This window comes from Pantoea sp. F_5 (assembly GCF_008631595.1).
GTDB lineage: Bacteria > Pseudomonadota > Gammaproteobacteria > Enterobacterales > Enterobacteriaceae > Pantoea > Pantoea gossypiicola.
This window is the reverse complement of the sequence record NZ_VWUO01000004.1, coordinates 272479-293156: the sequence shown is the minus strand read 5'-3', so window position 1 is coordinate 293156 and position 20678 is coordinate 272479. Positions and strand designations below refer to the sequence as shown.

General features: G+C 54.3%; 24 protein-coding genes, 1 pseudogene and 1 other annotated feature. Of the genes and pseudogenes, 7 read left to right on the top strand and 18 right to left on the bottom strand.

The genetic code is table 11. The features are described from left to right. Nucleotides 1-7 precede the first annotated feature (7 nt). Both F3I44_RS08025 and cls read right to left on the bottom strand, forming a co-directional pair. On the bottom strand, nucleotides 8-331 hold the full coding sequence (locus F3I44_RS08025; RefSeq protein WP_003853921.1) for an HI1450 family dsDNA-mimic protein: 324 nt from the start codon (nucleotides 329-331) through the stop codon (nucleotides 8-10). 45 nt (nucleotides 332-376) lie between these two features. Then, nucleotides 377-1837 carry a cardiolipin synthase gene (gene cls / locus F3I44_RS08020; RefSeq protein ID WP_150015135.1) on the bottom strand — a complete coding sequence of 487 codons (1461 nt, stop codon included), beginning with the start codon at nucleotides 1835-1837 and terminating at the stop codon, nucleotides 377-379. A gap of 160 nt (nucleotides 1838-1997) precedes the next feature. On the opposite strand from cls, the gene F3I44_RS08015 reads away from it, so the two are divergent. Then, entirely contained in the window at nucleotides 1998-2171 is a 174-nt protein-coding gene (locus F3I44_RS08015) for a YciY family protein (RefSeq protein WP_095707117.1), read from the top strand. Between the two features lie 22 nt (nucleotides 2172-2193). Here the strand turns inward: F3I44_RS08015 and F3I44_RS08010 are convergent, their stop codons facing one another. Continuing rightward, entirely contained in the window at nucleotides 2194-2511 is a 318-nt protein-coding gene (locus F3I44_RS08010) for a hypothetical protein (protein ID WP_150015134.1), read from the bottom strand. Between the two features lie 345 nt (nucleotides 2512-2856). On the opposite strand from F3I44_RS08010, the gene ycgZ reads away from it, so the two are divergent. Beyond that, on the top strand, nucleotides 2857-3099 hold the full coding sequence (ycgZ, locus tag F3I44_RS08005; protein WP_033732828.1) for a regulatory protein YcgZ: 243 nt from the start codon (nucleotides 2857-2859) through the stop codon (nucleotides 3097-3099). Nucleotides 3100-3307: 208 nt separating this feature from the next. On the opposite strand, the gene F3I44_RS08000 is transcribed toward ycgZ, so the two are convergent. Then, on the bottom strand, nucleotides 3308-3487 hold the full coding sequence (locus tag F3I44_RS08000) for a hypothetical protein (RefSeq protein WP_150015133.1): 180 nt from the start codon (nucleotides 3485-3487) through the stop codon (nucleotides 3308-3310). A 77-nt stretch (nucleotides 3488-3564) separates the two neighbouring features. Next, nucleotides 3565-3861: a YciI family protein gene (locus F3I44_RS07995; RefSeq protein WP_150015132.1), complete on the bottom strand. Its 297-nt coding sequence runs from the start codon at nucleotides 3859-3861 to the stop codon at nucleotides 3565-3567. 197 nt (nucleotides 3862-4058) lie between these two features. Here F3I44_RS07995 and tonB point away from each other — a divergent pair, with 197 nt between their 5' ends. Further along, a complete protein-coding gene (tonB, locus tag F3I44_RS07990) occupies nucleotides 4059-4796 on the top strand; it encodes a TonB system transport protein TonB (protein ID WP_150015131.1) in 738 nt (245 codons plus the stop codon). Between the two features lie 36 nt (nucleotides 4797-4832). On the opposite strand, the gene yciA is transcribed toward tonB, so the two are convergent. The 4 genes from yciA to F3I44_RS07970 are packed head-to-tail and all read right to left on the bottom strand — an operon-like array spanning nucleotide 4833 to nucleotide 7084. After that, nucleotides 4833-5255 (bottom strand): acyl-CoA thioester hydrolase YciA, encoded by a 423-nt coding sequence (gene yciA, locus F3I44_RS07985; protein WP_013358032.1) that lies wholly within the window; start codon nucleotides 5253-5255, stop codon nucleotides 4833-4835. Nucleotides 5256-5314: 59 nt separating this feature from the next. Continuing rightward, on the bottom strand, nucleotides 5315-5854 hold the full coding sequence (locus tag F3I44_RS07980; RefSeq protein WP_111140053.1) for a septation protein A: 540 nt from the start codon (nucleotides 5852-5854) through the stop codon (nucleotides 5315-5317). Between the two features lie 51 nt (nucleotides 5855-5905). Beyond that, the gene (locus tag F3I44_RS07975; protein WP_150015130.1) at nucleotides 5906-6640 is read right to left on the bottom strand and encodes a YciC family protein; all 735 of its coding nucleotides are present in this window, start codon (nucleotides 6638-6640) and stop codon (nucleotides 5906-5908) included. 27 nt (nucleotides 6641-6667) lie between these two features. Beyond that, the gene (locus F3I44_RS07970; protein WP_150015129.1) at nucleotides 6668-7084 is read right to left on the bottom strand and encodes a YkgJ family cysteine cluster protein; all 417 of its coding nucleotides are present in this window, start codon (nucleotides 7082-7084) and stop codon (nucleotides 6668-6670) included. 197 nt (nucleotides 7085-7281) lie between these two features. Here F3I44_RS07970 and ompW point away from each other — a divergent pair, with 197 nt between their 5' ends. Then, nucleotides 7282-7971 carry an outer membrane protein OmpW gene (gene ompW / locus F3I44_RS07965; protein ID WP_223811659.1) on the top strand — a complete coding sequence of 230 codons (690 nt, stop codon included), beginning with the start codon at nucleotides 7282-7284 and terminating at the stop codon, nucleotides 7969-7971. 47 nt (nucleotides 7972-8018) lie between these two features. Here ompW and F3I44_RS07960 read toward each other — a convergent pair whose 3' ends face one another. The 6 genes and pseudogenes from F3I44_RS07960 to F3I44_RS07930 all read right to left on the bottom strand — a co-directional run bounded on the left by F3I44_RS07960 (nucleotide 8019) and on the right by F3I44_RS07930 (nucleotide 15046). Then, nucleotides 8019-8333: a BON domain-containing protein gene (locus F3I44_RS07960; protein ID WP_009089937.1), complete on the bottom strand. Its 315-nt coding sequence runs from the start codon at nucleotides 8331-8333 to the stop codon at nucleotides 8019-8021. 149 nt (nucleotides 8334-8482) lie between these two features. After that, nucleotides 8483-9286, bottom strand: coding sequence for a tryptophan synthase subunit alpha (gene trpA / locus F3I44_RS07955; RefSeq protein ID WP_150015128.1), 804 nt, complete (start codon nucleotides 9284-9286; stop codon nucleotides 8483-8485). Next, nucleotides 9286-10476, bottom strand: a complete 1191-nt coding sequence (gene trpB, locus F3I44_RS07950) for a tryptophan synthase subunit beta (protein ID WP_150015127.1) — start codon at nucleotides 10474-10476, stop codon at nucleotides 9286-9288. The genes trpA and trpB overlap by 1 nt, the downstream gene beginning before the upstream one ends. 46 nt (nucleotides 10477-10522) lie before the next feature. Further along, nucleotides 10523-11884, bottom strand: coding sequence for a bifunctional indole-3-glycerol-phosphate synthase TrpC/phosphoribosylanthranilate isomerase TrpF (trpCF, locus tag F3I44_RS07945; RefSeq protein WP_150015126.1), 1362 nt, complete (start codon nucleotides 11882-11884; stop codon nucleotides 10523-10525). Between the two features lie 2 nt (nucleotides 11885-11886). Next, nucleotides 11887-13481 (bottom strand): annotated as a pseudogene (gene trpD / locus F3I44_RS23900) (bifunctional anthranilate synthase glutamate amidotransferase component TrpG/anthranilate phosphoribosyltransferase TrpD). After that, the gene (locus F3I44_RS07930) at nucleotides 13481-15046 is read right to left on the bottom strand and encodes an anthranilate synthase component 1 (protein ID WP_150015124.1); all 1566 of its coding nucleotides are present in this window, start codon (nucleotides 15044-15046) and stop codon (nucleotides 13481-13483) included. The pseudogene trpD and the gene F3I44_RS07930 overlap by 1 nt, the downstream one beginning before the upstream one ends. Before the next feature lie 23 nt (nucleotides 15047-15069). Continuing rightward, nucleotides 15070-15171, bottom strand: a sequence feature (Trp leader region). 120 nt (nucleotides 15172-15291) lie between these two features. On the opposite strand from F3I44_RS07930, the gene F3I44_RS07925 reads away from it, so the two are divergent. Then, nucleotides 15292-16209, top strand: coding sequence for a PHP domain-containing protein (locus F3I44_RS07925; protein WP_190285974.1), 918 nt, complete (start codon nucleotides 15292-15294; stop codon nucleotides 16207-16209). A gap of 12 nt (nucleotides 16210-16221) precedes the next feature. Continuing rightward, complete coding sequence (locus F3I44_RS07920; RefSeq protein ID WP_150015121.1) at nucleotides 16222-16842, top strand: L-threonylcarbamoyladenylate synthase; 621 nt, start codon at nucleotides 16222-16224, stop codon at nucleotides 16840-16842. 12 nt (nucleotides 16843-16854) lie between these two features. On the opposite strand, the gene F3I44_RS07915 is transcribed toward F3I44_RS07920, so the two are convergent. After that, on the bottom strand, nucleotides 16855-17502 hold the full coding sequence (locus F3I44_RS07915; protein ID WP_150015119.1) for a serine protease: 648 nt from the start codon (nucleotides 17500-17502) through the stop codon (nucleotides 16855-16857). A 781-nt stretch (nucleotides 17503-18283) separates the two neighbouring features. Between F3I44_RS07915 and rluB the strand changes: the two genes are divergently transcribed. Next, nucleotides 18284-19174, top strand: a complete 891-nt coding sequence (rluB, locus tag F3I44_RS07910) for a 23S rRNA pseudouridine(2605) synthase RluB (RefSeq protein WP_150015117.1) — start codon at nucleotides 18284-18286, stop codon at nucleotides 19172-19174. Nucleotides 19175-19228: 54 nt separating this feature from the next. Here the strand turns inward: rluB and cobO are convergent, their stop codons facing one another. Then, nucleotides 19229-19819, bottom strand: a complete 591-nt coding sequence (cobO, locus tag F3I44_RS07905) for a cob(I)yrinic acid a,c-diamide adenosyltransferase (protein WP_150015115.1) — start codon at nucleotides 19817-19819, stop codon at nucleotides 19229-19231. Further along, complete coding sequence (locus tag F3I44_RS07900) at nucleotides 19819-20580, bottom strand: YciK family oxidoreductase (RefSeq protein ID WP_150015113.1); 762 nt, start codon at nucleotides 20578-20580, stop codon at nucleotides 19819-19821. Before F3I44_RS07900 ends, cobO begins: the two co-directional genes overlap by 1 nt. Nucleotides 20581-20678: the final 98 nt, after the last annotated feature.

Here is a 20678-nt window from a genome sequence, read left to right as displayed (position 1 = left end):
CTGATGCTTACTCGCGCCACAGGATATGACAGAGCTTGTGATCTTTCTCTCGGCACAGCAGCACGCGGGCAAAGACATCCGTGATCGGCTCACCATCCGCTTCACCCAGCCCGATAACCACCTCGGCGAAAAAGTCCGGGTTCAGATCGAAATCGACATGATCTTTCCAGTCTTCAGAGGGATCAAACAGCTCTGCGCCACCGCGCTCTTCGAACTGCAGATTGAAGAGAATGACGTCTGCCGGATCGAGGTTGTCGACGGCCAGCTCGAGAAAAATATCGTAGGCCTGCTCCAGCGTTTCATCTTCGGTAAGGCGATTATTCAAATCCATAGTCTGTCCTGTCGGCCTGCGGCCATTTACACAATCTGGCTCGTTTTACAGTAAAGGGCTGAAGAAGTAAAACAGTCGTTCGACGATGCGCTGCCACCAGGCACGTTTTGCCCAGCGTTTGCTATCCAGCAGGCGGGAGCGGGCAATGTAGTCATCCTGCACACAGGCAAGATCGCTGCCAAATCCTGCATCATCCACCACCAGTGTCACTTCAAAATTCAGCCATAAACTGCGCATGTCGAGGTTAACGGTTCCCACCAGACTCAGCTGTCCGTCGACCAGCACGCTTTTGGTGTGCAACAGACCATCTTCAAACTGATAGATTTTCACGCCCGCTTCCAGCAGTTCGCTGAAAAAGGAGCGGCTGGCCCAGCCGACCAGCAGTGAGTCATTGTGGCGCGGCACAATCACGCTGACACTGACGCCACGCTGCGCCGCCGTACAGATAGCATGCAGCAGATCGTCGCTGGGCACTAAGTAGGGCGTGGTCATAATCAACTGTTCACGCGCTGAATAAACCGCGGTCAGCAGCGCCTGATGGATCATATCTTCCGGAAAGCCAGGACCAGAGGCGATCACCTGCACGGTGTGGCCGCTCTCCTGCTCAAACGGCATGATGTTGCGATCGGGCGGTGGTGGAAGTATGCGTTTACCGGTCTCAATCTCCCAGTCACAGCTGAATACAATGCCCATCGCGGTGGCGACCGGACCTTCCATTCGCGCCATCAGGTCAATCCACTGGCCCACACCTGCGCTCTGTTTAAAGAATCGCGGATCCACCAGGTTCATGCTGCCGGTATAGGCAATGTAATTATCAATCAGGACGATTTTGCGATGCTGACGCAAATCCATCCGTCGCAGGAAGACGCGCAGCAGGCTGACCTGTAAGGCCTCCACGACGTCGATACCGGCATTGCGCATCATGCCGACCCACGGGCTACGGAAAAAGTTGACGCTGCCTGCGGAGTCGAGCAGCAGTCGGCAATGGACGCCACGGCGTGATGCAGCCATCAGCGATTCGGCGACTTCATCCGCCAGCCCGCCGGGATGCCAGATGTAAAACACCATCTCAATGTTATGACGGGCCAGCTGAATATCACGAATCAGCGCCTGCATGACGTCGTCGGCGCTGGTGAGCAGCTGGAGCTGGTTGCCCTTGACCCCGGCAATGCCCTGACGATGGTAGCAAAGCTCAAACAGTGAACGGGCGACATCGCTGTGCTCGGTGGCAAAAATTTCACGGCACTGTTTAAGATCATTGAGCCAGCGGGCGGTCGACGGCCACATGGTGCGGGCACGCTCCGCACGACGTTTACCCAGATGCAGTTCGCCAAACGAAAGATAAGCGACAATACCCACCAGCGGCAGAATATAGATAACCAGCAGCCAGGCCATCGCGGACGTCACGGCCCGCCGCTTCATCAGCACGCGTAGCGTGACCCCGGCAATCAGCAGCCAGTAACCAAATACCAGCAACCAGCTGATCAGGGTATAAAAAGTGGTCATAAAGTGGACATCCCGTTCGCGCTTTCGTCTGGCAAGTTTACGTGCAGATCATCGCTAACGAAACCCTTTGTCTCGATGAGAGATCTGATTTGGCATTACGACGGAGATCTCTATAATGCCCACGCACAGGTGTTGAATGTATGAAGTCAGAGAGGAAGTGATGAAACGAAGCAGAAATGAAGTGGCGCGCTGGAGAATGTTACGTCAGGTGCATCGCCGCCGCTCCCGCTGGCTGGAAGGGCAGTCGCGGCGTTACAAGCGTATCCATTGCATTCGCCATCAACTGGCACAGCAGCAACGTCGCTCGATCCTGTTTATTACGCAGTTAGTTTAGGTTATATAGAGAGCCGCCCTGTTCAGGCTTCAAAAAATCCCGATTCTGCCATGACTTGTCGCGCCATAGCATGCTCCTGACGCGACGCACCCCGGTCACTGACTTCGCGCATGAGGCACTCCATCGTGCTGCCCAGCGCCGTCGGTCTGCGATATCCCGTCCGATCGTACCATTCGTAAGACCACTTTCCCGATTTACGCTGGTAATAGAGGGTCAGCCACGCAGAGCAGTTTGCAGGGTAACCACTCATGACTTCGATTTTCGGATCAATAATCGCCGCAATCCGGGATAAGAGTGGGTCGAGAAGAGTAAGTGCCTGGCCGGGATACGTTTTATTCATAATTTGCCCGCGATTCCGCTGTGCTTCCATTCAGAGGTTTAACTCACAAAATCTAAATGTAGACAGCTCTGTCAGATAATTCCTCCCGACGTCTAAAAAAATGACACAGAGATCATTTTTTAAAGCTAAACAGGCTATCTCAAGGTGTAATTTAAGATGTGTACAGCCGTTGACGTTAAACCTGTACAACTTTACATTATTGCAAGTCGATGTTCTATAATGATTTATTCATTTAATCAGCAGGCGGGGCAAAATTTTGAGTTAAATATCTGTACAGTTAAGGGGTTGTTGTATAACTTTACCGTATCGGTTACTAACTTTTAATGAATCCTATGAGGGCCAACCATGCAGACTAACGTTCGTATTCCCGCTTCAGTATCTGACATCTCCGCTTATTTACACAGTGCTGCACAGCCTTCACAGCAGGCCATTCTGGGGTCTGTAGTGACGGAAATTATCGCTTCTGGCCGTAGCCTGAATCGTAAAGCGATTTGCTCAAAGCTGATCAGCCGTTTACAGCATGTCACCAGCCCGGAAGAAGAGCAGCACTATCATGCGCTGATCGGTCTGATTCTGGACAGGGGTTAATTCAACGCAACTATGCCAGTGAGTGACGGGAAATCAAAGCGGGTTAACTGAGAATGCAGGCCCGCTTAGCCATGAATAAGCTGTCAACGGTTATACAGTGATCGTCACGTTCAGCCGTCCGGGCAGAAGAGTCATGCAGTATGAAGGCGCTGTTTTCGCAGAGTCTGTTTAAGCTGCTATCGCAATAAGCTGTCATGTATAACCAACGTTAAAGACGTTGTGACGTCATCATCAGCGTAACATTCACCAGCTGCAGTGCTGCCGCCAGCACGATCAGCATCACAATCCACTGCTTTTTGCTACGCCAGCCCTTTGTTCGCCAGAGGTATAGCGCACCGCCAATCAGCAAAGCGATAATTGCCAGTAGCCCCAGTATGATTATCTGCATCTTTCCTCTCTGAATATTTAAAACAAAAATGGCTTCTGTGCCAGGGCACAGAAGCCATTTTGACTGCAGATACGTTATCAGAAGACGCGTTTAAAGGGCTTAACCGAGACCTGTTTATAGACACCCGCCGCAAAGTAAGGATCATCCTGCGCCCAGGACTGCGCGGCTTCTAATGACGGAAACTCAGCAATAACGGTTGAGCCGGTGAAGCCCGCCACGCCAGGATCGTTGCTATCCACAGCAGGCATTGGGCCTGCGATGATCAGACGTCCCTCTTCCTGCAGCAGTTTGAGCCGCGCCAGGTGGGCAGGGCGCACGGCGTTACGTTTTTCCAGCGACTTTGCAGTATCTTCTGCATAAATGACGTAAAGCACTAAGGAACTCCTGGTTATCAGAATTTTGCAACACGTTAAGGGATTGAAGATTAGAGTGCAAACGAAACCTGTGGGCGGCTAATGGCTCAGCATAAAGGGCTAAAAAGCGCTTTTCTTCAGGCCGGATGGCGGGAGTTATTGAAACTGATTGCTATTTGCATTTAAAATCGCTGCTCTATTCAATCACTGCGACTGTTATGACCACGCTGACTATGCCATTACCTAAACGCACGCCTGTCTCTATGTTGTTGTCTGTTGCTCTGCATGGAGTCGTGATTGCCGGAATTCTTTATGCTTCGTTCCAGCAGGTGATTGAGGTACCCAAAGCATCGCAGCCCATCAGCGTTACCATGGTCGCGCCTGAAGTCCAGCCCGAGCCTGCACCGGCTATCGCAGAGCCGCCTGCGCCACAACCTGAACCACAGCCTGAGCCGGAGCCAGTGCCGGAACCGCCAAAAGCCGAGCCGGTACCCATTCCGAAACCTGAACCAAAGCCCAAACCTAAACCAAAGCCGGAACATAAACGGGAGCAGCCAAAACGCGAGGTGAAGCCGCGTCAGGAGAGCAAACCTGAGGCCAGCCCGTTTAAGCAGGCGGCCCCGGCCACTCAGAACAAACCCGCGACGGCACCGAAAGCAACGCCTGCCCCCACCGCGTCGGCATCAAACGGTCCTAAGGCACTGAGCGTGAGTAAGCCTGGCTATCCTCAACGTGCTTTTGCATTACGGGTAGAAGGGCGTGTAAGGGTGAAGTTTGATGTGGACAGCGACGGGCGGGTGGATAACATCCAGATCCTCTCTGCTGAACCGCGCAATATGTTTGAGCGGGAAGTAAAGCAGGCGATGAAAAAATGGCGTTATCAGAGCGGACAGCCAGGACAGGGCCTTACCATGAATATCGTGTTTAAAATTAATGGTGGTGCCAGCATTGAATAAGGCGTCGGGTCAGGCAGAAGCCGCCTGACCCGTTACTTATCCGGCAGGCTGCTGATTGGCGCGGCCGGCTGGCAGAGGACGTGAATTACCCTCATTGTCGACCGCCACATAGATAAAGACCGCCTCTGTAGCACAGTAGGTCTGCCCGATTGGCTCAGACGATACTTTTTTAATCCACACTTCCACATTAATCGTCATGGAGCTGTTGCCGGTTCGTAGACAGCTCGCATGACAGCTCACCACGTCACCCACCGCGACAGGCTTCATAAATGACATGCCGTCGACGCGCACGGTAACAACGCGCCCTTCAGCGATCTCTTTCGCCAGGATAGCGCCGCCCATATCCATCTGTGACATCAGCCAGCCACCAAAAATATCACCATTGGCGTTGGTATCTGCCGGCATGGCGAGCGTACGCAGCACCATTTCGCCTTGCGGCAATTTATGTTTTTCGCTCATTGCTTCCACTTCTTATGCAGATGAATGCTAAAAAAATGCCCGGCGTACCGGGCAGATGATTATTTTTGTTCCTGCTGCGGCATCTGACGCCAGATATAAAGCCCGCTGAGCAGGGTAAACAGTAAGGTCAGGCCGGAGAGACCGAACACTTTAAAGTTAACCCAAAACGCCTGAGATAACCAAAAGGCGACATAGATGTTTACCAGACCGCAGATAAGAAAGAACAGCGCCCAGGCGATGTTCAGCCGACGCCAGACCGCGTCAGGCAACTGCAGCTCTTTACCCAGCATGCGCTGAATCAGCGTCTGTTGCATAAACCACTGGCTGTAAAGCAGGGCGGCGGCAAACAGGCTGTAGATCACCGTGACTTTCCACTTAATGAACTCATCGTTGTGGAACACCAGCGTCAGGGTGCCAAAGACGGCCACCAGCACAAAGGTGAAAATCGTCATCTTTTCCAGCTTGCGATAGAGCACCCAGCTGACAACCAGGGCCAGGCCGGTGGCCACAATCAGTGCGCCCGAGGCGACAAAAATGTCATACAGCTTATAGAAGATGAAAAAGACCACCAGGGGAAGAAAGTCGAGTAGCTGCTTCATAGTTTTTCCATTCATAGTTGGCTGCGAATGTGCCCGGGGGCACATCGCCAATCAACGTAAAAGCATATAGAGCCGATAGAGATAGATAATCAACATGGCTGAAACCACATTGCCTGCCGCGGTAAAAATTACCGACGAAACATTGAGGGGTAAGACCGTCAGCGATGAGAAGAAGAGCATCACAATGACTTTAGCCAGCAGCCAGAGCAGAATTGCCGGGGCGATCAGCCTGACATTCTTCCACGCCATCCGCATGCTGGCGCGCATGGCGGCAAAGACACCCATCTTCTCACTCGCCACCATCACCGGTGCCAGCGATAGCAGGATCGTCAGCAGAATGCCCGGCACGACCAGCACCATAAAGCCCAGCTGCACGACCAGCGTCATCAGGAAGGTGAGCAGCAGCAGCTTTGGCAACAGCGGCGCTGAAGCACCAATGGCCCGCAAGGCACTGACACGCTGGCCGGAAGAGACCATCGGGATCAGATAGAGCATACCGCCAAGCAGCAGGGTATTCCCCATCAGCGCGGCAAAAGTGCTGGCCGCTGAGGCGCGCAACAGTACCTGTTGCTGTTCCGGTGACATATTCTGCACCATCTCAAACAGCGAACTGGCGCTGTCATCACCCTGCTGCAGAATGGCCATCTGATCGGTGCCAGGCGTCAGCACATGCACCAGCATGACGGTGACGAACGCGGCCAGCAGCGACATCAATAGCACCGTAGTCAGTTGATGGCGCGCGAAATTTCCTGTGTCACGGTATAACGAACTTGCCGTGATAGACATGTACACTCCTTGGAGGAACCGGGTTAATTAACCCGGCGATTGTACATGTTCTGGCAGCTCCGGGGCACCCGGCAGGGCATAACTTTCTGTAATATGAGGTAAAGAGGGCGCAAAAAGGGGAGGAAGGCCGTAACGCGCGCGGGCACGGTCGCAGGCTTCGTTATGGATACCCGCTTCACCCGACATTGAAAACTCCCGACAGGGCGTCGGTCGTTGTTCATAAATGCCACAGGAAACACAGCCGCCAATGTCGCCCTGCAGGGCGACGCAGCGGGGCGCACGATCGTTCGTACCCCGCATGTTGCGCATTAACAGGCTTAACGGCTCAGTTAATTCAGTAGGGACCAGACCGCCCGCATCGTCGGCTTCAGCCCAGTAAAATGAGACGCGGAAATGGGCGCAGCAGGCACCACAGCTGACACAAGGGTTAGAGAGCTCACTCATTTGATCACCCGCCCCTCCCAGGGCATCGAACCAAAATCAACAATGAAGATAAGCAAAATAGAGCGGGCGAAATTATTCAGCAAGCGCTATTTGCGTCCTGATGAAAGCGCTGAAATTGATCTAAATCAATTCATTGTTTTTTAAGTAATTTATATCAGGGCTACTGAGTGCAATTTTCTGTAAATCACGTTAAATAATTGCCAGCAAAAAAAGCGATTCCGTTCGCGACATTAACATTAAGCAAAGGAGTGATAATGAAACTGGCAAAATGCGCGATGCTGCTGGCCCTGGCACTGCCTCAACTGGCGATGGCCCACGAAGCAGGCGACTTCTTTATGCGTGCCGGCAGCGCCACCGTCCGGCCCACCGAGGGTTCCGATAATGTGTTAGGAATGGGCGAGTTCAGCGCCACTAACGACACGCAGCTGGGCCTGACCTTCACGTACATGGCAACAGATAATATTGGTGTTGAGTTACTGGCCGCCACGCCTTTCCGTCACAAAGTGGGCCTTGGCCCGACCGGTACGCTGGCTACCGTACGCCAGTTACCGCCGACGCTGATGGCGCAGTACTACTTCTTCGACAGTAAAAGCAAAGCGCGCCCTTACGTTGGCGTGGGTATCAATTACACCACTTTTTATGACGCCGATTTCAACCAGACCGGTCGCGATGCAGGCCTGACCGATCTCAGCGTCAAGGATTCCTGGGGGGTGGCGGGCCAGGTCGGTCTGGATTACCAGATTAACCGCGACTGGATGCTGAATGCGTCGGTGTGGTACATGGATATTGATACGGAAGTGAAGTTCAAAGCCGCTGGCGAACAGCAGAACATCAATATGCGTATCGATCCATGGGTGTTCTTCTTCGGGGCGGGTTACCGGTTCTGATGAGAAAAAGGCCGCTGAATCAGCGGCCTTTTTTGTCTGTTAAGACGTTATTTGATCTGCATATTGTTGACGACTGATTTTACGCCCGGCACGCTGCGCGTAACCTGAACGGCACGATTCGCCATCTGTGGTGATGAAACAAAACCGCTCAGCTGAACTTTACCTTTAAAGGTTTCTACGTTGATTTCAGTCGATTTCAGCGAGTCATCTTTCAGCAGTTCACCTTTTACTTTTGTGGTCACCACGGTGTCATCAATATAGCCACCGGTTCCCTCTTTGGTTGCGGTTGGCGCACAGGCGCTCAGTGTCAGCGCAACCACGCCCGCCAGTACAGCACCTGTCAGCAGTTTAACGAATTTCATTGCTTTCACTCCCTGTCACAAAATGGATGCGACGTTACCGTAACGGCGCATTGTCATTGTGGTGCAGATTTTGCAAAAAGGGCAAATAGCGGAATGAAAAAAAAGGAAACAAATCATGCCTTATCGCGTGATAAGGCATGGTGGCAGGATTAACGGCTGGCGGCCTTGAGGCGGCTGACAAAATTCTTCAGTTCACTCAGCATCACTTCAGGCTCTGCATGGTGTTTTTCAATGATTCTGACAATCGCAGAGCCGGAGATAGCGCCCGCTGCACCGGCAGCGATCGCCTCCTTCACCTGTTCAGGTTCTGAAATACCAAAGCCCTGCAGCGGCGGCGCGGCGTGGTATTCACGCAGCTTGTCGATCAGATGCTTCAGCGGCAGGCTGGCACGGTTCTCAGCACCGGTCACACCCGCGCGTGACAACAGATAGGTGTAACCCCGTCCGTGCGATGCGATCTCACGCAGCAGCTCATCGCTGGCGTTAGGCGGACAGATAAAGATAGGGGCTATGCCATGACGCAGCGCCGCCTGACGGAAGGGCGCAGATTCTTCAACCGGCACATCCGCGACCAGCACCGAATCCACACCGGCTTCTGCGCAACGGGCATAGAACTCATCCACGCCGTTAGTGAAGACCAGGTTCGCGTACATCAATAAGCCAATCGGCATATCCGGGTATTTACGGCGGATAGTCGCCAGCATTTCAAAACACTGGCTGGTGTTGGTACCCGACGCAAAGGCGCGCAGCGTCGCGTTCTGGATGGTCGGGCCATCCGCCAGGGGATCGGAGAAGGGAATTCCCAGCTCCAGCGCATCCGCGCCACCTTCCACCAGCGCGTCAATCACGCGCAGTGAAAGCTCCGGAGAGGGATCGCCCAGCGTAACGAAAGGAACGAAAGCACCTTCGTTATTCGCTGACAGCCGGGTAAACAGTTGATTGTAACGTTCCATCAGATTTCTCCCTGCGCTGTCAGAATGTCATGAACGGTGAAAATATCTTTGTCGCCGCGGCCAGAGAGGTTGACTACGATCAACTGCTCTTTTTCCGGCTCAGCGTGAATCATCTTCAGGGCGTGCGCCAGCGCGTGAGAGGACTCGAGGGCCGGAATAATCCCTTCCGCCCGGCAGAGCTGTTTAAAGGCATCCATCGCTTCGTTATCGGTAATGGAGACATATTCTGCGCGACCAATGCTGTTCAGGTGCGCATGCTGCGGACCGACCGATGGGAAGTCGAGACCGGCAGAGATGGAGTAAGATTCCTCGATCTGGCCATCGTGGGTCTGCATCATCGGCGATTTCATACCGAAGTAGATGCCGACGCGACCATGTTTGAGCGGTGCGCCATGCTCGCCGGTTTCAATGCCGTGACCTGCAGGCTCAACGCCAATCAGCTTCACGCTGGTCTCATCGATAAAGTCAGCAAACATCCCGATGGCATTTGAACCGCCGCCTACGCAGGCGAGGATCGCATCGGGCAGACGGCCTTCTCTTTCCAGAATCTGCTTTTTGGTCTCTTCACCGATCATGCGCTGGAACTCACGCACGATAGTCGGGAAGGGGTGCGGGCCCGCGGCGGTGCCAAGCATGTAGTGCGCCGTTTCATAGCTGCCAGACCAGTCGCGAAGCGCCTCGTTACAGGCATCTTTCAGCGTGGCAGAGCCGCTGTGAACCGGGATCACCTCCGCGCCCATCAGTCGCATACGGAAGACGTTAGGCGACTGACGCTCCACATCTTTCGCACCCATATAAATACGGCATTTCATGCCCAGCAGCGCACAGGCCAGCGCAGAGGCCACACCATGCTGACCGGCACCGGTCTCGGCGATAATTTCATTTTTACCCATGCGCTTAGCCAGCAGTGCCTGACCCAGCACCTGGTTAGTTTTGTGCGCACCGCCGTGCAGCAGATCTTCACGCTTAAGGTAGAGGCGCGTTTTTGTGCCTTTGGTCAGGTTTTTGCACAGCGTCAGCGCGGTCGGACGCCCCGCATAGTTTTTCAGCAGTTCGGTAAACTCTTCCTGGAAGGCAGGATCTTTCTGCGCATCGACAAACGCCTCTTCGAGCTGGCGCAGGGCAGGCATCAGGATCTGCGGAACATACATTCCGCCAAATTCGCCAAAGTAGGGATTCAGTAACGTCATCTTTTCTCTTCCTTTCTCAGGCCCGCCGTCGGGCAGGCCAGGCAAATCAGTACGCGCGCAGTGTCTGGAACACGGCGGCAATTTTACGGGCATCTTTGATACCGGGCGCGCTTTCCACGCCAGAGTTGAAGTCAAGTCCGGCACAGCCGAGCTGCGCGGCTTCAACACAGTTGTCCGCACCGAGGCCACCGGCCAGCAGCACATTGTCCAGGGTCTGACCCTGTAACAGCGACCAGTCGAAACGCTGTCCGGTTCCGCCATCACCATTATCAAACACATAGCGGTCGACGTGTGGCCAGTCGCGTGCCGGCAGGGCACCTTCAATGCGCAGCGCCTTCCAGATTTGAATCTCGGCTGGCAGTGAAGCACGCAGTTCTGCCACAAATTCCGGCGTTTCAATGCCATGAAGCTGCACTGCTGATAGGGAGAGCGCGCTGGCCTGCGTGACAACGTCACTGACGGAGTTGTTGCGGAACACCCCGACGTAACGCAGCGGCGCGGCGGCGATCACATGTTGTGCGGCGGCGGTATCAATCTGACGTGGTGACCCTTCCGCGAAGATCAGACCGCCATAGATTGCACCGGCTTCATACGCGGCACGGGCGTCTTCAGCACGGGTCAGGCCACACACTTTATTGCTGCCTAGCGTAACCCGACGCACCGCACTGGTCAGGTCAGCTTCTTCCATCAGGGCAGAGCCAATCAGGAAGCCGTTGGCAAAGTGGCTCAGCTCACGAATATCAGCGTAGCTGTTTATGCCCGATTCGCTGATCACGGTGACACCGTGTGACAGGCGTGGTGCCAGCTGACGGGTACGGTTGAGATCGATAGAGAGATCGCGCAGATCGCGATTGTTAATCCCCACCACTTTTGCCTGAAGCGCGATAGCTCGCTCCAGTTCCTCTTCATTACTCACTTCAGTCAGAATGCCCATCTTCAGGCTATGCGCCACGGCGGCCAGCTGACGATACTGCTCATCATCCAGCACCGACAGCATCAGCAAAATGGCATCCGCCTGGTAGTAACGTGCCAGGTAGATCTGATAGGGGTCGATGATAAAATCTTTGCACAGCACCGGCTGAGTAATGGCGGCGCTGACAATGGGCAAAAAGGCGAAGTCGCCCTGAAAATATTTCTCATCGGTCAGCACAGACACCGCAGAAGCATAGTGGCGGTAGATCCCGGCAATGGCGGCTGGATCGAAATCTTCGCGAATTACACCTTTTGAGGGGGACGCCTTTTTACACTCCAGGATAAACGCGGTTCTTGCACCCTGCAGCGCGTCGTAGAAATGACGGCTGGCAGGTTCAATGCTGTTCTGAAAGGTGGAGAGAGGCTGCTGCTGCTGACGGGCTTCAACCCAAATCGCTTTGTCCTGAACAATTTTTTCTAACACGGTGCCTTTCATGATTATCCTCTTGCTGCCAGTGCGACGACGCGTTCATAAGCCTGCCCGCTGCGAATGGCGTTAAGCGCCTGCTGAGCGTTTTCACGCAGATCTTCCTGACCGAATACCTTAAGCAGCATCGCCACGTTAACGGCGACCGCTTCCTCATGGGCCTGCTGGCCATTACCCTGGAGTAAAGCCGTCAGAATGTCACGATTTTCTTCCGGCGTACCGCCCGCCAGCGCCTCTTTGGGATGGAAGCCAAAACCAAAGTCTTCGGGCGAGAGCTGATAGCGGGTGATTTCGCCTTCACGCAGCTCAGCCACGTGCGTCACGTCGTGCAGTGCGACTTCATCCATACCGCCACCGTGAACCACCGCTGCACGCTGATAACCCAGCACTTTCAGGGTCTGCGCAATCGGCAGCACCAGTTCCGGGCTGTAGACGCCAATCACTGCCAGTGGCGGGCGCGCCGGGTTAATTAATGGGCCTAACACGTTGAACAGCGTGCGGGTCTTCAGCTGCTGGCGCACTGGCATCGCGTGGCGAAAGCCAGTGTGATACTGCGGCGCAAACAGGAAGCAGACGTTAAGATCGTCCAGCGCCTGACGCGCCCGGTCAGCGGGCATATCAAGATTGATACCAAAAGCGGCCAGCAGGTCAGACGAGCCTGACTTACTGGAGACGCTGCGGTTGCCGTGCTTCGCCACTTTCAGACCGCAGGTGGCGGCAACAAAGGCGCTGGCCGTCGAGATATTAATGCTGTTACTGCCATCGCCGCCGGTGCCAACGATGTCGGCAAAAGCGTAATCCGGGCGGGGAAAAGGTTTCGCATCTTCCAGCAGCGCCGTCGCGGCCCCGGCGATCTCTTCCGGGGTTTCACCGCGCACTTTCATAGCGACAAGTGCAGCGGCGAGCTGCGTGGGCTCCAGCTGTCCGGTAATGATGGCGCTGAACAGCTGATGACTCTCAGCCTGATTCAGCGTCTGCGCCTGGTAAAGTTTTTCCAGTGTCTGTTGCATCGTTATTCTCCCTGTTACTTCGCCAGCGCCCAGGCCAGCGTCTGCTCAAGCAGGCGCGCGCCCTGAGAAGTCAAAATCGATTCCGGATGGAACTGAAACCCGCAGACGCGATCGGTTTCATGACGAACCGCCATTACCATCCCGTTAAAACTGGCGTTAACCGTCAGCTCATCCGGCGTGTTGCTGCCCACCAGCGAGTGATAGCGCGCCACCGGCAGGGGATTACTCAGGCCGGCAAACATCGCCTCGCCGTCATGGACGATAGAAGAGGCTTTGCCGTGCAGGATCTCGCCCGCCTGACCCACATGGCCACCATAGGCTTCCACAATGGCCTGATGACCCAGGCAGATGCCGATAATCGGCAGACGTCCGCGCAGCACCCGCAGCAGCTCCGGCATACAACCGGCATCTTTTGGTGCGCCGGGACCCGGTGACAGCATCAGCACCGGATCTTCCATACGTTCCAGCTGAGCAATTAACAATTCAGCGGGCAGGTTATTGCGGTAGATCACCACGTTGTGACCAAAGGCCCGCAGCTGATCAACCAGGTTGTAGGTAAAAGAGTCGATGTTATCGAGCAGCAAAATATCGGCCATCAGAAGATCTCCTTGCAGTGATGGGCAGTCGCGATAGCACGCAGAACGGCACGGGCTTTATTACGGCTCTCATCCGCTTCAGCCTGCGGATTGGAGTCCAGCACCACACCGGCGCCCGCCTGGACGGTGGCCACGCCTTCTTCAACGTAGGCCGAACGGATCACGATGCAGGTATCGAGATCGCCGTGAGCCGTGAAGTAGCCCACCGCACCGCCGTAGCTGCCGCGGCGGGTGCGTTCCGCCCCGGCTATCAGCTGCATGGCACGCACCTTCGGCGCACCGCTCAGGGTGCCCATGTTCATACAGGCGCGATAGGCATGCAGCACGTCAAGGTCGTCACGCAGCGTGCCCACAACGCGGGAGACCAGATGCATGACGAAGGAGTAACGGTCTACCTTAGTCAGGTCTGCCACGTAACGGCTGCCTGGCACGCAGATGCGCGCCAGATCGTTACGCGCCAGATCGACCAGCATCAGATGTTCAGCCAGCTCTTTATGGTCGGTGCGCATCTCAAGCTCAATGCGGCTGTCAAGGTCGCGGTCCAGGGAACCATCAGCATGGCGGCCGCGCGGGCGGGTACCGGCAATCGGGTAGATCTCAATCTGACGCGAGGTGGCGTCATACTTCAATGAACTCTCTGGCGACGCGCCAAACAGCGAGAACTCCTGATCCTGCATAAAGAACATATAGGGGCTGGGATTGCTGTTTTTCAGCGTGTCATAAGCAGCCAGCGGTGACGGGCACGGCAGCGAGAAGCGGCGTGAGGGTACGACCTGGAAAATTTCACCGATGCGAATCGCCTGTTGCATGGTGCGAACCACGTCACAATACTCTTCATCGCTCTGGCTGGTGGTCAGCGTCATCTGTTCGACCTTTTGTACCGGCAGTGCAGGTGCTGGCTGCAGCATCTGACCGTGCAGTTGCTCAATACGGCGCTGCAGACGCTGGAACTCGCTGGTGGACGGGCAGAACAGGCTGGCCTGCAGACGCGCGCTGCGGGTCTGATGATCGATCACCAGTAATGTCTCTGCCAGGTAAAAACAGTAGTCAGGACAGCGTTGCTGATTATCCAGTTCCGGCAGGGTTTCAAAACCAGCCACCAGGTCATAGGCAAACAGGCCACCCAGCAGCACGGCTTCACGCTCGTCGGCAGAGGCATTAACCAGTTGGGGAATCAGTCGCAGTGCATCAAACACCGAGAGTGCTTTGAGACGTGAATCTTCGTCCTGATGCGGATCGGTGCTCTGCGGAAAAGTCAGCTCACGTCCATCGGGACGGACCTGATTGCTGACGGAAGCAGGCAGGGCCTCATCCAGCAGCGGCAGAACGGCACGGCCATTTTCTGACAGCGCCTGAACGGTAACCGTGTTGCCCATGGCGCTGATACGCAGCGCACTGTCTACAATCAGCAGACTTTTTAAATTGCGCTTGCTGTCAATATCCGCAGATTCGAGCAGCAGGGTTGCCGGACGTGCGCCGCACAGCTGGTGAAACACTGCGGCCGGATCTTCGCGGTAAGGCGCGGTGCCGGTAATCAACTTCACTGTAGGTTTCGCATTTGGCATGATGATTTCTCTGAATTTCGCTCAAAAAAAAGCCCGCTCGGTGGCGGGCTCAGGTATTAGCACAGCGGTTACGCAACGTGTGCACGATCCTGTCGCCCGTTATCGGGAACATCGCGCCAACCGTTTAAATGCGTGATTACAACAGCCATGATTAAATACCCGTTACGTGTGAACTTGTGTACTAGTTAACGGGTTCATGGCGTAAATGTCAATACACTTTTTCACTGACCATGAAAATCGTTATCATGCTGGCCGGTTTAGTTTTAGCAGGAGTTCTCTTGAGCGATATCGCCCGTTTCCCGGTTTATGATTTACACAGCCACACGCGCGCCTCCGATGGCTTACTGACGCCAGCAGAGCTGGTGCAGCGAGCCGTTGAGATGCGCGTGGGCGTACTGGCGATCACCGATCACGACAGCGTTGCAGGGGTGGAAGAAGCGCAGCAGACGGCACGCGACCACGATTTACCGATAAAAGTGCTGGCTGGGGCAGAGATCTCCACGCTGTGGGAGAACCATGAGATTCACATCGTCGGCCTGGACATTGATATTCACCATCCGGCCATGGTGACGTTTCTGGCCGGACAACATGACTGCCGCCGGACGCGGGCGCAAGAGATTGGTGAGCGACTCGCGAAAGCACGGATTCCGGATGCGCTGGCAGGTGCGATGCGTCTGGCTGATGGCGGTATCATTACCCGTGGTCACTTTGCCCGCTTCCTGATTGAGCAGGGCAAAGCCGACAACATGGTACAGGTATTCAAAAATTATCTGGCGCGTGGCAAAACCGGCTACGTGCCGCCACAATGGTGTACAATTAAACAAGCCATTGATGCAATTCATCATTCTGGTGGGTGTGCTGTGCTGGCGCATCCTGGCCGATATGGGTTATCGGCGAAGTGGCTCAAACGGCTGGTCGCCCATTTCCGCGAGGCGGGCGGCGACGCGATGGAAGTTGCGCAGTGCCAGCAAGCACCCAATGAGCGTACAACGCTGGCACAATATGCCAGAGATAATGAACTGGCCGCATCACAAGGTTCTGATTTTCATCAACCCTGCCCGTGGATTGAACTGGGCCGTAAACTCTGGCTGCCCGCAGCGGTTGAGCCGGTCTGGGAACGCTTCCCGGCTCTCGCGCCCGGCCTGACAATCACGGAAAGGTGACACGAGGTTTCTATGAGTCAATTGTTTCACATTCATCCGGACAATCCCCAGCCACGGCTGATTAACCAGGCGGTCGAGTACCTGAACAAAGGCAGCGTCATTGTCTATCCTACCGACTCCGGCTATGCACTGGGCTGTCGGCTGGAGGAGAAGGGCGCGATGGAGCGCATCTGCCGTATCCGTCAGCTCGACGGGCACCACAACTTCACTCTGATGTGCCGGGATCTTTCAGAGCTGTCGGTCTATTCGCAGGTCGGTAACTCGGCTTTTCGCCTGCTGAAAAACAACACGCCAGGCAACTACACCTTTATTCTCAAGGCGACCAAAGAAGTGCCGCGCCGCCTGATGAATGAAAAGCGTAAGACCATTGGTCTGCGTGTGCCCTCCAATCCGGTGGCGCTGGCGCTGCTGGAAGCGCTGAATCAGCCGATGATGTCGACCTCATTGATTCTGCCAGGCAACGATTTTACCGAGTCAGACCCGGAAGAGATCCAGCACAGCATTGGTAAGCTGGTCGATCTGATCATCGACGGCGGTACGCTGGGTCAGCAGCCGACCACGGTGGTCGATCTGACCACCGATTCGCCGGAAATTGTGCGTGAAGGCGTGGGCGATACCCGCCCGTTCCTGTAATTACGTCGGGCTTCAGACACCGTGCGTCGGTGTCTGGGCCAGATTCGACTCTAACCAGTTCTTAAACTGACCGTAAGGAATATAAAGTGATACATCTTTCAGGATCACTTTGTTATTACGCCCGTTCTTAATCGAGTCAGAATAGCCAACAATAACGCCGCCCAGCGTATCATCCCGATTATAAACGCCACCGCCAGACATTCCCTGAACGACGCCCGCGTTCGAGGCCATCGCTAAGCAGGGACTTTTATTCCATTTATTCCGAATAGCCGTGCGGGCTAAATTAACCCCGGACGATTCAACCGGCATCGCTGAAATAAAGCTGTAGCCATACATTTTAACCGGATCGCCGATGTCGCTGCTGCGGAACTTAGTCAGCGTGCTGGCATCATTCTTGTGATAAATAATCGCAAGGTCGCAATAAGGATGATAAGACTTCACACGCTGCACGGCGGTTTTCGCCACGTGCGCAGCTGTAAGGCTGTATTCAGGCGTCAGAGGAATGCTGGTGCCCAGTGTACCCAGACCGAGGATCGTCGGAATGCCCGTCACGCTCATATCTACGTGCTGCATCGCTGTACGACTGTACTCAGTATGGCCCACAGAGCACCCGCTCAGGACCAGTGCAGCTAGCACCGGGCACAGAAACAGGTTTTTCATGATGGTTTTCTTTATTCAGGCATGTCGGGAAATCCCTGGTGAAGATTTTTGACATGCAAGCAAGGTTCATCACTGAACCGTATTAACGCAACAACTCCGGATGCGCCGGTTTATTGGATTAATGTAAAAACACTATTTTTATTAACGAATGAATTAAGCAAGGCTTAAATGTCGCAAGAACGCTTTATCGCGTGCTTTGCTTTTTTATTATGCTGCTGGGATAAAGTGTATCAGCTTAATAATGTCGTACAATTTATTAAAGCTAATGACAATCAAATGTCATGGAAAATAAGGTTTTAAACGAATTTTCATTAAGAATAATCTTATATTTTTATTTTTGCAGTGCATACGGAATGGATAAATTCAGTTAACCAGCATTTTATGCTGACTTTAATATTATTCATGGAGGATAAAAAGGCAGATCAAAATGATGGAAGTGTAAGATTGCGTTAAGATTTTTACCCTCAGAACATCGCGTTGATGAAAAGAGAGTGGTTAGAAAATTTAATTGTCTTCAGCTATAAAGTTTTCGAAGCATACGCTTTATTAAACATATTTTCTTATCATTCGGACGGGTATTATTTTATTCAGTATTAAGAATTATCAGATCTCAAACTATCAGAGGTTAACCTTTCTTTATTACTATTCGACCATTCATAAAGCGCGTTACATCAGCGTTAAATGCCTGTATAATGGGGCAAACTTACTAAGTTAACCTGTTGATTTAGAAGGGATTATCACCTAGTCATGACGCCTGGGAAGGCGACAAAGAGGAAGCTCAATGAGCGAAAAGTTACAGAAAGTCTTAGCGCGTGCCGGTCATGGCTCGCGTCGTGAAATCGAATCAATGATTGCTGCCGGCCGTGTCAGCGTTGACGGCAAGATCGCCACCCTGGGCGACCGCGTCGAAAGCAGTAAATCCCTGAAAATCCGTATTGATGGCCATCTGGTATCGATTGCTGAATCAGCAACCGAAGTCTGCCGCGTGCTGGCTTACTACAAACCTGAAGGCGAACTCTGTACCCGCAGCGATCCTGAAGGCCGCCCGACGGTGTTTGACCGCCTGCCTCGCCTGCGCGGTTCACGCTGGATTGCCGTTGGCCGTCTGGATGTGAATACCTGTGGTCTGATGCTCTTCACCACCGACGGTGAACTGGCGAACCGCCTGATGCATCCGAGCCGTGAAGTGGAACGTGAGTATGCGGTGCGCGTGTTTGGTCAGGTAGACGACGATAAAATTCGTCAGCTGAGCAAGGGCGTTCAGCTGGAAGATGGTCCGGCTGCGTTTAAAACCCTGAAGTTTGGTGGCGGAGAAGGCATTAACCAGTGGTACAACGTCACTCTGACGGAAGGACGTAACCGTGAGGTGCGTCGTTTATGGGAGGCGGTTGGTGTACAGGTCAGCCGTCTGATGCGCGTTCGCTATGGCGACATTACCTTACCGAAAGGCCTGCCGCGCGGCGGCTGGACGGAGCTGGATCTGCCGGCGGTGAACTATCTGCGCAACCTGGTGGAGATGGATGATGAGACGGTGACCAAACTGGTCGTTGAGAAAGATCGTCGGCGCACCAAAGCAAACCAGATCCGTCGTGCGGTGAAACGCCACAGTAAAGTGAGCAGCACGCCACGTGCGCCACGCCGCAATCCGGGCAGCAAACGTAACGCTGGTTAATATCGTTGCCCGATCGCTAAAAACGCAGCCCCAGGGCTGCGTTTTCTTTTTATATTACCAGTCAATTCCCTGCTGAGCCTGAATACCGGCATCAAAAGCGTGCTTCACCGGCCGCATCTCCGTCACTGTATCTGCCATTTCGGTCAGGCGACGATGACAGCCACGTCCGGTAATGATTACGCTCTGATGCGCAGGGCGCTGTTGCAGAGCGATAATCAGGTCGTCCAGCGGCAGATAATCCATGCTGACCATATAGGTTATTTCGTCCAGCACGACCAGGTCGAGCTGCGTATCGGCCAGCATCCGTTTTGCATGCTGCCACACGGCCAGACAGGCGGCGGTGTCCGTTTCGCGGTTCTGCGTATCCCATGTGAAACCCGTTGCCATCACCTGGAACTCTACACCATGCTGTTCCAGCAGGATACGCTCACCATTCGGCCAGTCCCCTTTAATGAACTGGACAGCCGCTGCGCGCTTACCGTGTCCGGTGGCGCGCAGGGCGGTGCCAAAAGCTGCGGTGGTTTTACCTTTGCCATTGCCGGTAAACACCATCAGGATGCCACGCACCTCGGTGGCTGCCGCAATCCGCGCATCAACCTGCTCCTTTAGCCGCTGCTGACGCTGCTGATGACGATCGTCAGCCATTACTCTGCGGCTCCGGGTTTTCTGCCCGGCTGCGCATCAAAGCTGATACCGGTTTTGCGCCGGCTGTCATCACCCATCAGATAAAGGTAGAGCGGCATCAGATCGGCAGGTGTTTTCAGCTTGTTAGCATCTTCCTGCGGGAAGGCGCTGGCGCGCATTTTGGTCCGCGTCCCGCCCGGATTAATGCAGTTCACCCGCAATGCCTGCGTTTTATACTCATCGGCGAGTACCTGCATCATTCCTTCGGTAGCAAATTTAGAGACGGCGTAAGCGCCCCAGCCCGCGCGACCGGTACGGCCAACGCTGGAGGTGGTAAACACCAGTGAACCGGCATCTGATTTTAACAACAGCGGCAACAGCGCCTGGGTCAGGAAGAAGGTGGCGTCCAGGTTGATGTTCATTACCTGTTGCCAGATCTGAGGGTCGAGTTCCGCCAGCGGAACGATTTCACCAAGGATACCGGCATTGTGCAGCACGCCATCAAGGCGAGGAAACTGCTGTGACAGCTGTTCTGCTATCTGATGGCAACGTTCCGGTGTCGCTTCAGCCAGATCAAACACGACGGTATGAGCAGCACATTTATTAAGTTGATCGATTGCCTCTTTGACCTGCTGAAGCTTCTGAGGGTTACGGCCCATCAGGATCACTTCAGCGCCATAACGGGCATACGTCAGCGCCGCTTCCCGGCCAATGCCATCTGAAGCACCCGTGACCAGGATAATACGGTGATTGAGCAGGTCGCTTTTTGGTTGATAATACACAGCGGGGTCCTCCAGCGAAAACAGCATGATTCCGCTTTATGCCTGAATTTACGAATGGGCGCAATCGCCAGACCACCCATTCTGTGCCGGCTGCTGGC